The 15,180-nt window shown below is 40.4% G+C and carries 15 protein-coding genes; all 15 read right to left on the bottom strand.

The features are described 5' to 3' along the window. Window positions 1-22: 22 nt before the first annotated feature. Window positions 23-1,450, bottom strand: coding sequence for a DUF4179 domain-containing protein (locus H8Z82_RS10020; protein WP_186995037.1), 1,428 nt, complete (start codon window positions 1,448-1,450; stop codon window positions 23-25). Beyond that, entirely contained in the window at window positions 1,450-1,968 is a 519-nt protein-coding gene (locus tag H8Z82_RS10015) for an RNA polymerase sigma factor (protein WP_008703676.1), read from the bottom strand. Before H8Z82_RS10015 ends, H8Z82_RS10020 begins: the two co-directional genes overlap by 1 nt. A gap of 275 nt (window positions 1,969-2,243) precedes the next feature. Then, window positions 2,244-2,627, bottom strand: coding sequence for a glycoside hydrolase family 95-like protein (locus tag H8Z82_RS10010; RefSeq protein ID WP_147641607.1), 384 nt, complete (start codon window positions 2,625-2,627; stop codon window positions 2,244-2,246). A gap of 373 nt (window positions 2,628-3,000) precedes the next feature. Further along, window positions 3,001-4,107 carry a DUF4179 domain-containing protein gene (locus H8Z82_RS10005; protein WP_186995036.1) on the bottom strand — a complete coding sequence of 369 codons (1,107 nt, stop codon included), beginning with the start codon at window positions 4,105-4,107 and terminating at the stop codon, window positions 3,001-3,003. Then, window positions 4,101-4,643 (bottom strand): RNA polymerase sigma factor, encoded by a 543-nt coding sequence (locus tag H8Z82_RS10000; RefSeq protein WP_019162108.1) that lies wholly within the window; start codon window positions 4,641-4,643, stop codon window positions 4,101-4,103. The genes H8Z82_RS10005 and H8Z82_RS10000 overlap by 7 nt, the downstream gene beginning before the upstream one ends. A 304-nt stretch (window positions 4,644-4,947) precedes the next feature. Beyond that, window positions 4,948-5,886 (bottom strand): translation elongation factor Ts, encoded by a 939-nt coding sequence (gene tsf, locus H8Z82_RS09995; RefSeq protein ID WP_019162109.1) that lies wholly within the window; start codon window positions 5,884-5,886, stop codon window positions 4,948-4,950. A gap of 101 nt (window positions 5,887-5,987) precedes the next feature. Continuing rightward, entirely contained in the window at window positions 5,988-6,731 is a 744-nt protein-coding gene (rpsB, locus tag H8Z82_RS09990; protein ID WP_019162110.1) for a 30S ribosomal protein S2, read from the bottom strand. 216 nt (window positions 6,732-6,947) lie between these two features. Further along, complete coding sequence (locus H8Z82_RS09985) at window positions 6,948-7,715, bottom strand: pseudouridine synthase (protein WP_186995035.1); 768 nt, start codon at window positions 7,713-7,715, stop codon at window positions 6,948-6,950. After that, entirely contained in the window at window positions 7,712-9,769 is a 2,058-nt protein-coding gene (locus H8Z82_RS09980) for a DUF6449 domain-containing protein (RefSeq protein WP_019162112.1), read from the bottom strand. The genes H8Z82_RS09985 and H8Z82_RS09980 overlap by 4 nt, the downstream gene beginning before the upstream one ends. Further along, window positions 9,744-10,646 (bottom strand): ABC transporter ATP-binding protein, encoded by a 903-nt coding sequence (locus tag H8Z82_RS09975; protein ID WP_055058424.1) that lies wholly within the window; start codon window positions 10,644-10,646, stop codon window positions 9,744-9,746. The genes H8Z82_RS09980 and H8Z82_RS09975 overlap by 26 nt, the downstream gene beginning before the upstream one ends. Then, window positions 10,643-11,017: a GntR family transcriptional regulator gene (locus tag H8Z82_RS09970; protein ID WP_019162114.1), complete on the bottom strand. Its 375-nt coding sequence runs from the start codon at window positions 11,015-11,017 to the stop codon at window positions 10,643-10,645. The genes H8Z82_RS09975 and H8Z82_RS09970 overlap by 4 nt, the downstream gene beginning before the upstream one ends. 350 nt (window positions 11,018-11,367) lie before the next feature. Then, the gene (locus tag H8Z82_RS09965; protein ID WP_019162115.1) at window positions 11,368-12,018 is read right to left on the bottom strand and encodes a CPBP family intramembrane glutamic endopeptidase; all 651 of its coding nucleotides are present in this window, start codon (window positions 12,016-12,018) and stop codon (window positions 11,368-11,370) included. 188 nt (window positions 12,019-12,206) lie between these two features. After that, the gene (locus H8Z82_RS09960) at window positions 12,207-12,854 is read right to left on the bottom strand and encodes an HAD family hydrolase (RefSeq protein WP_019162116.1); all 648 of its coding nucleotides are present in this window, start codon (window positions 12,852-12,854) and stop codon (window positions 12,207-12,209) included. Between the two features lie 66 nt (window positions 12,855-12,920). After that, a complete protein-coding gene (locus tag H8Z82_RS09955) occupies window positions 12,921-13,793 on the bottom strand; it encodes a hypothetical protein (protein ID WP_186995034.1) in 873 nt (290 codons plus the stop codon). Then, entirely contained in the window at window positions 13,777-15,033 is a 1,257-nt protein-coding gene (locus H8Z82_RS09950) for a serine/threonine protein kinase (RefSeq protein ID WP_186995033.1), read from the bottom strand. Before H8Z82_RS09950 ends, H8Z82_RS09955 begins: the two co-directional genes overlap by 17 nt. Between the last annotated feature and the right edge of the window lie 147 nt (window positions 15,034-15,180).

Here is a 15,180-nt window from a genome sequence, read left to right as displayed (position 1 = left end):
ATTCATCTTTCTTTTACATCAACTAGTTTTTTACATTGTCATTGTCAAAATGCAATGTCTTATGGTACTTCGCATTCTCCTCCAGAAGTTTTTTCCATTTTTGTCCATCCTCTTTCGTAGGATTATCAAAATTCTGCTGACCTTTCAGTTCATCCATATACTGGACATAATCCAGAAAATAAATGTCTACCGTAGAAATATCTCTGTCCTGAATTGCGAAGTTATTACAGTTTCCAGTAGACTCATTGTACGGAAGTGTGTTTCCATTGGCATCAAGAGCTACCATAAAGCAATCACTGTTGGAACCTTCCTTATAAAGTTCATTTACCGTCAATTCATATGGAGTACGAATCACCGATTTAAGTCCAATACCTGCATCGTTTGTATCATTGAGTTCCAATACTTCTGTCTGGGAATCATCTACCGTAACCGGGATATCGAAGCTCCAGTCACCTTCATATTTGTAGTAGCCAGCATCCCTTCCATATTTTTTCTCATCCTCTTCTGACCACTGATAGTTTGCTTCCAGTCCTCTTACCTTCGTAATATCCAGATGCAGGTTAAAGGTATCTGGAATATCAATATCTTTAATGTACTTCTGATATTCTCCACCACGTTCAGACAATTTATTGATAAACTCTTCCAGCAGCGCATAACCTTCATCCGTCTGATCATCTAAGTCCGCCTGAGTTATTCCCATCTCATCCATTACCCGCTGTGTCATTTCATTGTATTTCTCATTATATTCCGTATAATCTTTTGCGGCTTCAGCCAAATCATAACGGAAAATACATGCATAGGTGTTATCATCCAGAAATTTTCCTTCCACTTGACCGTCAATTACCGGGCTAGCCTCTGAATTAAAGTCCACACCCCCTGTCATATCCAGATCAATGACTGGTGTTCCACTTTCCGCCCCAGTTTCTGTTTCTGGGAACGGTTTATCACTTTTAAACTGCATAGTCACATAAATTGCCTGGCTGTTTGCATATACCTCAGAACATGTAATTGTCAGCCCATCTGCTGTCTTAGTGTAAATAGCATCATTATTGGCATGATCTGTCTTGGCTCCGTCTGTTTCACTGCTATCTGTCTTCGTTCCATCAACAGCTTCCAAAGTTGTTGCATGATCTGAAAAGTCACCAAAGAAACTCACATTATCCTGTAAAATTTCAAAGAGTCCTCCTACAACCGGGATATTTTTTGCCATTACCGGATTGATTGCACAGAATACAAATCCTACTGCCAGTACCGCTGCCATCCCTCCTGCTATCCTGCCTCCACTTTTCATCCAATGATATGGATCCTTTGATGCTTTTTTCTGTAAAACAGCGTTATTTTCAATCAAACGATATGCCTGATTAATATGTTCATGCACGATTTCCGGCATTTCTATATCCTTTTGAAGTTTTTTCTGGAAGTCTTTCTCATTATAATTTAAAGTCGTCATTAGGCACGTCCCTCCTTAACCTTATATCCATACATCTCTGCAATCTGTTTTCTGCCACGATAAAGACGAGATTTTACAGTGCTTTCCTTCATATCCAGAATGTCACTGATTTCCCGGATACCAAATCCTTCCATATAGTATAGAAGAACAACCAAGCGGTATTTACTGTCCAATGGCTCTAAGGCCTGGATCCATTCCATTGCTGCATATTTTTCTTCGTGAAAAGGCGTTTCCGGCATCTGATCCGTATAAGTAACCAGCTTTTTCTTCTGTATCATGTCCTTGCACTTATTGATCAGAATTCGGATCATCCATGTCTTGAAATATCTGTTCTGTTTCAGACTTTTTAGATTTTCATAGCAGGAAAGAATCGTATCCTGTATTGCATCCGCAACATCTTCATCATTTTTCAGATATGCTGCTGCAACCTTGTACATACTCTGTACATTCTCATCTATAAGCCGACAAAAAGCATCTTTATCGCCTTTCTTTGCTTTTCGTATCAAAATCTCATTCATTGTCGTCTCCTTTCTCCTATATCAGACCGGTCATCAGGAAATCTTGTATAAAAGCCTTTCTTTATGCGCTTCTACTTATTAGACGTGCAAACTCCCAAAAAAGTTGCACTTTTTTTTAACAATCTCAGAAAATCTCCAAAAGATTAGTTTGAACACTTCCATGCTTTTCATGATTATCAGTCAAGGTGCTATAAAATATTCCAGGTACTAAAAACAGCCGTACCATGTATTTTTACATGATACGGCTGCCAATGATTCCAGCCCCTCAGGACAGATCAATCAAAAATCATATCCTCTGTCCCATCAGGTTTTAAAAATACTGTTTTCGAAATTCCATTGCATTCCAGCGTTACTTTCTGCTCATGGGAAGAACAGAGGCGAACCCTGTGTATCCTGCCCTCTCTCCATTCAAACTCAACTGTGATGTCACCCTGTGCCTTCATTCCCCGGACATTTCCGTCCTTCCATTCATCCGGAAGTGCCGGAAGCAACAGGATATGCCCTTTCCTGCTCTGGATAAGCATCTCTGCAACTGCAGCTGCAAAGCCAAAATTCCCATCGATCTGGAACGGTGGATGCGCACAAAGCATGTTGGGATAAATGCCGCCTCCCACACAGGAAATATTTTCCTCCCTGGTATAACGGAGCTGGTTTTTCAAAAGCCCCAGTGCATGTTCCCCGTAAAGAGGAGGAACAGACAATGAAAAGATTTAAAGCTTATATCGAATATGTAATGAACTTTTATGCCAACTATTACAGATTTTACCGGTAAGTGCAAAATATGGCTTCCGGATATAACCCGGAATCTGTATTTGCAGTTTATGCAGACCTTGTAATCAATAATTTCAGTATACGCTAGAATCCGTTTCCTGTACATAAACAGGATGCGTTAATATATAAACAAAATTTTACAGTTGGCAGATTTAGCCAAAAAGAGCCGATATCAGTCTTGCAAAGACCTTGTATCGGTTCTTTTTGTATTTTTTCATTATCTAATTATGGGAGGATTTTTCTGTATCACCGAAAAAACCTTTATTCCCGCACTTCAAGCCACTGGTCAATGTTCCCAAAATGTACCGCCTGCAGGTTATCTACATCAACCAGTTGCGGGAAGCTGTTTCTGATGATCATGACACCTTTTTCCTTATCCTGTTTTTCTCCACCGCCAGCGATGCCTCCCATGGTCATATCAAGTGTTAAAACCGTTCCATCTTTATAACGCACCTGGTCAATACTAGTTCTGGCATAAAGATCCATGCCATAGTCCGTACCTGCATACTCAAACTTGTTTTTCTCATCTTCATACACCTTCATAGCTTCATCATAATCAAGATATAATGACCATAAAAGGGGCGTTACTTCCATTTTTTTCACTGTGATTTCATAACCTCCAAAATCACATTTCCGGTTCACTTCCAGAGTTGTCGGAGGCTTTACTGCACCCAGAGTCCATTTAAAATCCCATGTTCCATCTGTAATAACAGTCGTATCATAATCTCCTTCCTCCGTAAGATTCTTTAATGTGATTTCTACTGTTTTATTACTCAGATCATAATCACTGTCATAAGATATACAGGCGTTAAAATGTTTAAGATGTGCAGAATTTTGATCTGTTTTTAGCAACACATCCTGTCCTACCCCAGTATTGAAACTTCCAAATCTGTTATCGTCCACTGCATATACTTCTTTTCCATCGATCTTAAAATGTGTCATCTCCTCAAAAGAAGTATGATCAGTCATAGAAATACTGTCCTCTGTTTTCACTTCAAAAAAAGCATACAGGAATCCCTGATCCTGAATAGAATCTGTCAGGGTAACCGTCACACCATTTTGTGTTACAGACTGGTCTATATTCTGAATATAAGTTGATTCCTGCAGTGTCTCCTGCTGTTCCTCCGATGGCTCCAGTCTTTTCACCAGGTAATCATTCCATTTAAAGAACTCTTTTGCAGCCACAGTAACAGCCATACCAGTACAAATTACTGCTGCTGCAATCAATAATCGGCCACTGATTTTTTTTCTTTTGTATTTTTTATCAACTGAATCCGCCTGTTCAATCTGTTTTAGTGTATCTTCAAATTTATTATGAAAATCCTGTGGTACTTCCGGTGCTATATTATTCCATTTGTTCTCTAACATGACATTTTCCCCTTTCCTGTTATTCTCTTTGATAGTTTGCTGTTTTTACCAGTCATCGGTTTTTTCTCTTCTTCATCAGATAACTGTGCTTTCAAAAATTCTCTCGCACGGGAAAGTCTGCTTTTAATCGTTCCTTCCGGAATATCCAGAGCCCCACTGATCTCTTTCTGTGAGAATCCTTCTAAATAATACAATGTTACCAAAATCCTCAAATCCTCCGGAAGTTCCATAAGCGCCATATACAGATGACTGTATCTGTCCTCCTCAGTCAGCCTCATATTGTCCATATATTCTTCATATGGAATAACATTTTTTCTTTTCCGAAGAATCCCTTTGCATTCGTTGAGCAATATCCTTGTGATCCATGTTCGAAAATACTTTTCTTTCTTTAAAGTGGGAAGCTTCTCATATGCCTTAAGAATTGTTTCCTGCACAGCATCCCCACAATCAGAATCATTCTTCAGAATGGACTTTGATATATGATACAGCATGGCCTCTGCATCCCGAACCTCCTTAATAAATACATCTTTTGTCATAACTTTGTCTTCTCCTTTTGTCCAGCCGGATTACTACACGTGTTTACTTTTTTACTTTTACACTAATTAGATGCACCGGGAAGAGAATTGGTTCTCATAAAATTATCTCAGAATTTTGTAACTTAAAAAATACAATTTGCACATATACAATGATACAATAAAAATGCCTGAAGATGATTTAGACTTTTTAGAAAAAAATAGAAAAAAGCCCTGAAAATCTTATAATCACTTCTCAAACGTAGTGTTTATAAGACTCTCAGGGCCTATAAATACTTAAATTTAATAGAAAATTAATCTTTACAGATTATTTACCCATCTGCTTTGCAACTTCTTCTGCAAAGTTTTCTTCTTTCTTTTCGATACCATCACCTGTCTCGTAACGTACGAAACCTTTGACAGTGATCTTAGCGCCGTTTTCTTTAGCAACCTGCTCTACGTATTTAGCTACAGACTGTTTTCCATCTTCAGCTTTAACGTATGTCTGGTCAAGAAGGCAGATTTCTTTAAGCTCTTTTTTGATACGTCCTGTAATCATTCCTTCGATAACCTTAGCCGGTTTCTGGGATTCTTTCGGATCGTTCTGGATCTGAGCCATAAGAATTTCTTTCTCATGCTCAATGTACTCTGCGCTTACTTCGCTGTCGCTTGTGTACTGTGGTTTCAAAGCTGCAATCTGCATTGCTACGTTCTTAGCCATTTCTTTAACAGCATCGTTAACTACGTCTGTTTCAACGTCTACAAGAACACCGATCTTACCGCCCATATGTGTGTAGGAAGCAACGAAACCGTTCTCTTCTGTAACCTGAGCAAATCTTCTGATGTTCATGTTCTCACCGATAACTGCGATCTGAGCTGCAAGAGCTTCTTTAACAGTCTTAGTTGTATCAAGTGCCCATGCTTCTGCAAGGAAAGCATCGATATCTGCTGCTGTTGTGTTCATAGCCTGAGCTGCTACATCTGCAACGTAGTTCTGGAACTTTTCATTCTTAGCTACGAAGTCTGTCTCAGCGTTAACTTCTACAACAACTGCTTTCTTTCCGTCTTCGGAAACTAAAGTTTTGCAAAGACCTTCTGCTGCTACACGGCTTGCTTTCTTCTGTGCTGTAGCAAGACCTTTTTCGCGAAGGAATTCTACTGCTTTATCCATATCACCTTCTGTAGCTGTAAGAGCTTTCTTACAATCCATCATTCCGGCGCCGGTCATTTCTCTTAATTCTTTTACCTGTGCTGCTGTGATAGCCATTTCATTTTCCTCCTGAATAATATTCGTAAATCGCCCGGAGGGGCTTTTCCTTTTTCAATGACAGGAAAGCCTGTCGGCTTTCCTGTGCTGGTTCAAAAAAATTATTCTTCTGTAGCTGCGAACTCTTCAGATTCAGCTTCGATTTCACCGTCTACATCTGCAGTACCCTGTTTTGCTTCGATAACAGCGTCTGCCATTTTGGAAACGATTAATTTTACTGCACGGATTGCATCATCGTTACCTGGGATTACATAATCCAGTTCTTCTGGATCGCAGTTAGTATCGCAGATACCGATAAGCGGGATTCCTAATGTATGAGCTTCCTGTACGCAGATTCTTTCTTTCTTAGGATCTACGATGAAGATTGCATCTGGAAGTCTCTTCATTTCTTTGATACCACCGATGTTTTTCTGTAATTTGGCAAGTTCTTTTTTCAGCTCAATAACTTCTTTCTTAGGAAGAACGTCAAATGTTCCATCAGCTTCCATAGCTTCGATCTGTTTCAGTCTTGCAATACGGCTCTGGATAGTTTTGAAGTTTGTAAGCATACCACCTAACCATCTCTCGTTTACATAGAACTGTCCGCAACGCTCTGCTTCTGTTTTGATAGCATCCTGAGCCTGTTTCTTTGTTCCTACGAATAAGATGCTTCCACCGTCTGCTACGATATCAGCGATTGCATTGTAAGCATCGTCAACCATACCTACAGACTGCTGTAAGTCGATGATGTAGATACCGTTTCTCTCTGTGTAGATGTATGGAGCCATTTTAGGGTTCCATCTTCTTGTCTGATGTCCGAAATGTACGCCTGCTTCTAAAAGCTGTTTCATTGAAATAACGCTCATGTTTGTTCTCCTTTTTTGGTTAATTTCTTCCGCCCGGTTCTTTTTCCTGGGGACCCAGCCTCACACCGCAGGGCACCATCCGCGGGAATCTCCGAACGTGTATATTTTTGCACACGCAATAGATGCGCATGACTCGCAACTTCTGTAGTATAGCATACAAAAACCCTCCATGTAAAGAGGGTTTTTTGCAAATTTTTTATTATTTTTACAGGTTTTTCAAGATCTGCCAATGCTGTCTTTCAGTTTTTTTTCTTCTTCATCAGTCAGCTGACGGCATTCGCCTTTTTTCAGGTCATCCGGCAATGTTAATACTCCCATGGAAATTCGTTTCAGATAGATCACTTTCTTTCCTACTGTTTCTGTCATTCGCTTGACCTGATGGAATTTGCCTTCTTTGATCGTAAGCTGAATCTCTGAAGACCATCCCGACGGATACTGCTCCAGTTCTGTCTCTTCCACTTTTCTGGTACTGAGGATTTCCAGTTTTGCAGGCATAGTCGGTTTTTTTTCTCCGATCTCCAGGCCCTCAGCAAATCTCTGTACATCTTCTTTTGTCATGCACCCATCTGTGACAGCATAGTAAGTTTTGTCTACATGTTTCTTCGGAGAAAGAAGTTCATGTGCCAGCGCTCCGTCATCTGTGATCAGAAGCAGGCCCTCTGTATCTTTATCCAGTCTCCCTACCGGAAACATATCTTTCCTGTCTGATGGCACCAGTTCCATCACTGTTCTGTCACGCTTATCCTCTGTTGCACTGATATAACCTGCAGGTTTGTGCAGAAGATAATAGACAAATTCCGATGCCTTGGAAATTCTGTTTCCATCCAGAATTATCTCATCCTCTTCACTGACCTTGATCTCCGGTTTCTTTACAGGCACACCATTGACCTGGACTTTTCCCTTTTGAATATATTTTTTTACCTCACTTCTGGTCCCTGCTCCTGCATCTGCCAGGAACTTGTCCAGACGAACTGCTTTCTTCATTCTTCTTCCTCGCCAGTTTCTACTATTTTCTTTATAAATTCCGGCTCTTTCGCTTTCAGTACAGCAAACTCTATTCCGTTTAGCGATTCTCCGGCAGACTCTGTAATGTTCAGAGCCACTTTCACACTCACACCCGCCTCCGTTTCCAGCCATGCCGGACACTCCAATTCACGGATCAGGCTCTGGGCTAATTCTTCTTTCTGTTCAGGATCTGTGACATCCATTTCTTCTGCATTATATGTCACTGAATAATCGTACTGTTTCAGATTTTCTTTTTCCATAACAAAAGCATAACCTTTTTCTTTCAGGAAAACAAGTGTCCGCTTAAATGTCGGGAAAATATATCTTCCTACTTCTGCATAGGATTCCGGTGCAATATGCTCATCCATATCTGCATAGGAAGTAGCGTAAAGCTCCATCTGTCCACACGGGATTCCTATAAGTTCCTGCGGTGAGGCTTCTGCTATATCCTGTTTCAGCAGATCCAGCAGCTTCTGACTGTCAGATTTTTCCAATGTTACAGAGTACTGATCATCTAATTCATTTAAAGGATCTACTGTTATAAAAGACACTTTCTGTCTGTACTTTTCCATAATATCATATTTATTATCTTTTAATGTTCCCTGCTCATAGCATGCTTCCAGCAGTCTGCCAAGCTGCTCCGCTGTCACTATATATTGTCTGGTAATATCGAAACCGCTCTTCTTTTTAAACTGAACTCCTATTTCTGTTCCGCTGCACTCCTTACTGTTCTGATAAGACGCAATTTCTTTTAACACTTCATAGATTTTATCTGACATTCCTGCATCTGTCCATCTGCCATAATTTCCGCCCATAAAATAAAAGAGTCTGTCCAGTTTATATGAACCAGAACTCACTTCCATCTGCGGTTCATTCACACTCTCAGTTCCTATCCACTCCAGATTCAGACTGATTCCCTCAGTTTTTGCCATTGTCGGAATTCTTGTATCATATCCGATGGCATCTGTGTGTAATATCCAGGCACTGACAGCTACACATATTCCCAAAAGCAGAAGCTGCAGCTTATGTGCTGCCATTTTACGGAAATCCATTGCAAAAATAACCTGCAAAATTCCATAAAATACAACTGTCCCCAGCACAAGCCCGAATATCCACCAGCCAGTCCTGTTCTCTTCCGGTCCGATCAGCGCAAACATCGTTCCAATTGCCAGAGCAGCAGGGATTACGACCATAAACAAAAGGATTGGTTCCAGAAATCCGTAAACAAAAGATTTTCCTGTTTTCTCAGCTGGACGCTTTGTATATGCCAGATATGCACATACTGCCAGAACAATCAGAAGCAGTATCCCGCCCACTATAATGATCCAGAAATTCTTTTGTCCTGAATAAGTCCGCAATGCCACGGAAATAGATACAGGTGAAAGAAAAACAGATATCTTTTCTGCCATTCCCTCTTTAAGTCCCATATTCGTTCTGAAATACATCATTTCCAGCACCCATAAAAGAATGCCCAGTACCGGTCCGTAAAGGTAAACACAGCATAATGACAGAATACCTGCCAGAATATTTCCCGCAATTGCCAGTGCCAACACTGCTCCGAAATACAGCAGCAGATACATAAGCAAATGTTCCAGAAACATTTTCCCCGCTGCCGTGATCAGATGACTACCATGTCCTTTGCTGACTGCGATCGCCATTGTGATCAGTTCCATGATCACATATGGAACCAGATACAGCACCAGACCTCTGATTGCTTTTTCCCAAAAGAACCTGCTTCTTGTTACCGGAAGACTGTGATAAAAATCAATCTTATCTCTGGAAAAAAGATACCAGAATTCATTCAGGGCATTTACAACGGCCGCAAGCATTGTAACCAAAAAGCCTGGAACTATCAGATAGGAACAGATCATGACAAAAGTCATCCTGTGGATTTCATCCGTCTGATTTCCGATCAGCATCAGTTCTGCTACCGGAAATGCAACCATAAACCCCAGTAACAACAGCACCAGAATCCAGGTACTGCCTTTTAAGCTGCTTCTTAATGATCTACCAGAAAATGTTTTTGACTTCATAGCCTGCCACCTCCGTTTCGCTGATAAATATCTCCTCCAGTGTCAATGGAATCACTTCGCAGAATATTGGATTCTGTGTCTGTACTTTCTGAAGTATTTCTTCTCTGGTCCCTCTTGCAGTAAGTATCAGAAGTGATCCCTGATGTTCTTTCTTTAAAACGTCCAATTCTTTCAAAAGTGCTTCTTCTTTTGTCTGATCCGGCAGTACACACTGGATCTTATGGATATGGAATTTCATGTCTTCCAGTTCTCTGGATAAAAGAATTCCTCCTTTGTGCAGGAATCCTACATGGTCACACACGTCCTCCAGTTCTCTCATATTATGAGATGCGATCACCGGGGTAAAATCCCGATTCATGATTTCAGACACAAACAGACTCTTTACTGCCTGACGCATGACCGGATCAAGTCCATCGAACGTTTCATCGCATAACAGATATTTTGTCCCTGCACTGATTCCCATAATGACCAGAAGCTGTTTCTTCATTCCCTTGCTGTAGGAACTGATCCTGCGTTTCTCATCCAGATGAAACTGGTCCATTAATTTACTGTAACGGTCAGTCATAAAGTCCGGATAATATTCTCTGTAGAAATCTTTCAGATCTGCTGCCGTATATCCCTGTGGAAAATATCCACCGTCTGAAATGTAAAATATCTGCTGTTTTATCTTTTCATTCTCATAGACCGGTTCCTGATCCACCAGGATTTCTCCTTCGTCCGGCTTTATCACTCCGGCAGCCATTCGAAGCAGCGTGCTCTTTCCTGCACCGTTGGTCCCTACCAGTCCGAAAATCTGGCGTTCACCGATTTCCATTAATACATGGTCAATGGCATGGATCTCTCCGAAAGCTTTACTGCAGTTTCTGATCTCTATCATGATTCGTCCTCCTTTTCAAAGATTTCCGCAAGCATTTTCTCCAGTTCCTCTCTGTTGAATCCTGTGTTTCTGCCTTTCTGTATCAGTGCTGTGAATTCTTTTCGGTAGCTCTCTCTGTTTATCTTCTGTACCTGAGAGCTGTCTGCTACGAAATTTCCTCTGCCTTTTACAGGATAGATCAGTCCCAGTTTCTCCAGCTCCATATATGCACGCTGGATCGTGTTGGGATTGACGGACAATTCTGTGGCAAGCTGCCTTACTGACGGCATCTGCGATCCCGGCGGCAGGACACCGTTCAGGATTAGAATCTGAAATTTATCTGTAACCTGTTCATAGATTGGACGCCTGTCCTGATAATCCAAAACAATCACTGGTGATTCCTCCTTTCTGTTACGTGTTTCATGATGTGTTGTTTTATTTTATGTGTGTATTTAGTGTATTAGTTGTATTGGTACATTCATAATACAGAATACTGTTGTATCTGTCAAGTACTTAATAGCTAAATACTTATTTGTCAAACAGATATTCTCTGTTTAATTCAGTAAAAGGTTATTTCCGAATCCTAATCAAACTGTTAGGTTTTACTCTTTCCAGTACATCTAAATTTCCGTATACTGATTATTTTCTTTTTGCCTTAACATAATCTTTTTTCTAATAACAAAGACACCTGCATGTGTACTGTCATTCCACAATTGCAGATGTCTTTATCTTGTCTCTATTTTTATATCATTCTTTTCTTTTTTCTTATACTGCACATCTTTTCGAAATGGGTAAGGCAATATACCACACTGATCAACAGAATCAGATAGATCAATATGAGAATCTGTACCCCATATTTCATGGAATACAAATCCAGTGCATATTCTGAGATAAGCAGTGACCAGATGTTTGCTCCCATATGGAGCAGCATACTGCTGTAAATATTTCCACTCATTTCCAGTATCCATGCAAATGCAGTTCCGAGGATACTTGCGTAAATTCCCTGTACGATATTTCCGTGATAGATACCAAATATCAGCCCGGAAATCACTGCTGCCACCGGCATCTTCAGCCAGTCACGCAGACGCAGATAGATTAACCAGCGGAAGATCATTTCCTCCGCCGCAGGTGCAATAATTCCCATCCAGAAAATCATCATAAGAAGTGATTTTCCTTCTGTAATTCTGGTCATGCTTTCCTGGTAGGCACTGCTGTTAATAAATGACTGAAGAATTGCCATCAGGAAATTTCCATACTGTGCAAGTCCGGCTCCTGCCAGAAGCAGAAGAATTATTTCCAGTAAGGAAAGCGGTACTTTTTTCTGTGCCGGGATCAGACCGCCGGCAATTCTTCTGACTTTATCTCTTCCATAAAAATACAATGCCGGGATCATAGCCAGAATTCCTGTTAAGCCGGTAAGAAAAATCGTGTAATTATAATATGTCTCAGCTGAGTTTGCCGCGGTTCTTGCAAATACTGCCAGCGCAGTTCCTGCAACGATCTGTGAGATTATAAAGTGGATTCCTACCGGATATCCTGCCCTCCAGATTTTAGAAACAATATTTTGTTTTCGCAGAGGGCTCAGGCGAAAAAATCTACGATTCCTTCTGCAGAATCAACAATTTTCAGAGGTTCTGCCTTTTTAAGCTCTTCTTCTGTTCCATATCCAAAAGAAACTGCAATGCATTCCAGGCCTGCTTTGCGTGCTCCGTATACGTCATGTTCTTTATCTCCAACCATAATAACCTGATCTCTGTGTTTGTCCATATTCAGACGCTTCAGAACTTCTTCGATCACTTCTGTCTTGTTTGTTCTTCGGCCATTCATTTCGCTTCCGCCGATTTCTGTAAAGTACCGAGCAAGTCCAAAATGATCCAGAATCTGTCTCACATATACTTCCGGTTTAGAGGATGCTACTGCGAGAATATACCCTTTCTTCTCTAGCTGTGCCAGCATGTCCTCAATTCCCGGATATACTGCATTCTCGAAAATTCCTGTTACAGAATAACGTTCTCTGTAAATTTCCACTGCTTTTTTTGCAGTTTCTTCGTCAATCTGCGCATATTTCATAAACATTTCCATAAGTGGCGGTCCTACGAAAACCTTCAGCTTCTCAGGGTCCGGTTCAGGCTTGCCGATTCTCTCCAGTGCATACTGAACAGACTTCGTGATACCCTCTCCGGATTCTGTTAATGTTCCATCTAAATCAAACAAAATTACTTTGTACATAGATTCCTCCTGTTTCAGAAAAATTGATATAATATGATAGATTATAGCATTGTTTTCCTGAAGCGTCTATGCAGAAAAAATCCAGGGATCCATTTTTATCAGTTTTCCACCTTGAGAAATAACCAACACATCTATTTCTTTTACATTTTTATCTTCTGTCTCCGGTATGATCCGGTCTCCTTCCCAATGCCATGGACATTCTGTTTTGTTAAGCCGAAAAGACAGAATCTGAACAGAGCCTTGAGATATTATCTGAATTTGCGGGGTATGGGAGCTATCTGTATTTTGTGTGCAATAAAACTTAACAGATTCATCTTTTACATGCGTGTATTCAGCAGTATCCCCCTGGTCTTCTTTATTTTGTTTCTTCTTATTTTTCTTTTTTGATAACTTAGGCGTTGGTGTCTGAGTTGATTTAGACGTTTTTGTTGGCTTCGGATGTTTCGTAGGTTTGGGTGTTGGTACAGGTGTTGATGTTGGAGCGGGATTTTCTGGCATCTTAACAGTGGATTCATTATCCGTCTGGGATGTTGCCTGCATATTGTTACCCGTCTGAGATTGATTATTCCCTGCAGAATTATTATTCCAGGCATTATTACTCTGAACGTTATTATTCTGCTGTACACCATTCCATTGCTGTATATTATCCTGTGTTCCGTTTCCTGTATCAGAATCATACTGATATCCATTGTTCTGGATCTGATCGTTCTGTGCAGGAGTTTCTGATGTGTTGTCTCCAGTCTGCCAGTTATTTTCCCACGTATTCTCCCAACTGCTCTGATTCCACTGCTGCTGTTCCTGCCATTGCCAGCTACTGCTTTCTCCATTTCCTACATCAATATCAAAGCCTCCCATCTGCATGGCAGAGATAGTCGAAGTCAGGCACAGGCATAAACATACAAATGTCACAATCCAGAGTCTGTTATGATTTTTCTTCACTTTTAGTCATCTCCTTTTCCCACAATCTCAGATTTCTGCTGACTGTATCGTCTAACATTGTTTCTTTCAACTTATATTCTGTCCATAGCATCTGACCGGCTTCCTTTTGTCCGGTACGGAACAGGAACATTCCATATTCACCGTATCCGGCTCTGTAAGTTTCATCATAAAGAAGCATTTGCTCATAGTAGAATCCTGCATTTTCATAATTTTCCTGATACTCACTGTTTACAGCCAGAAGCTGCAAAATCTTTCGGGACTCTTCTTTTTCTGTGCATTGTTTTTGTAATTTTCGCAGTCCGGTATCTGCCTGTTTACAAATTTTTTCCCTGTCTGCTTTACTGTCATTTTGAAATTCTTCCTGATAATAAAGGTCTGTAATATCAGTTAGCTCTTTATAAAAATCAAATGTTTTGGAACCGGATGCCAAATCAGAACTAAACAGAAGAAAAACAGTTATTACTGCAAAAGCAATACTACTTCCTGCCAAAACCAACATGTTTTTGATTTTACTCTGGTTTTGTCTCTTTTGGATTCTGCTTAGTTTTTTCTGTACAGTCTTCATATTTTGATAACGCATTTCCGGTTTCTTCATACAGCATCTGAAAATAAGCCAGAATAATGACATGTTCCGGATGAATAACAGATAATCTGTTTTTCCACATAAGGCAGATAATGTTTTTCCAAATGTATAAATATCTGTTGCTGCATTTATCTTTCCCTCATATTGTTCCGGCGCAGCAAAACCGGCAGTGCCTGTGCATTCTTTATGATGATATTTATATCCGTTTACAGCACCGCCCAGATCGATCAGATATAATCTGCCATTCTCACCCAGCATCAGATTGTCAGGCTTCAGATCTCCATAATAAACCGGTGGTTTCCGACCATGAAAATAGGAGAATACCTCTGAAATTTCCATTCCATATTTAACGATTTCATTTATGGAAAAATGTTTTCCATTTCTTAAATACTCACCCAGAGATTTTCCCCTGACATATTCCATGACAAGGTAGCATTTGCGGTTATCTTCTATATAATCTACCATCTTTGGCAGGGACGGATGTGAAAGCTTCAAAAGCATACGTGCTTCACTTTTGCCGGATACCGGTATTTCTTTTACCGCCCACAAAACGCCTAGTTCCAGATCTCTGGCAAGGTAAACTTTCCCTCCACCGCCTTTTCCAACAGGCTCCAGGATACAGTAACGCCCTTTTAATACAGTTCCAGATAAATTCACCGGTTCACCTCCTGTTCAATTGTTAAAACAAAATGGAAAATATGATGAAAGAATTTCATCACGCATAGATTAGATAAATACAGAATAGCACACTTCGTTCTTTTTGAAAAGCCCCATTTACAATATATGTAAACAGGGCTTATAGCA

This window comes from Blautia difficilis (assembly GCF_014297245.1).
Classification (GTDB): Bacteria; Bacillota; Clostridia; order Lachnospirales; family Lachnospiraceae; genus Blautia_A; species Blautia_A difficilis.
The sequence above is the reverse complement of the archived record's forward strand: the minus strand, read 5'-3'. Positions and strand labels throughout refer to the sequence as shown.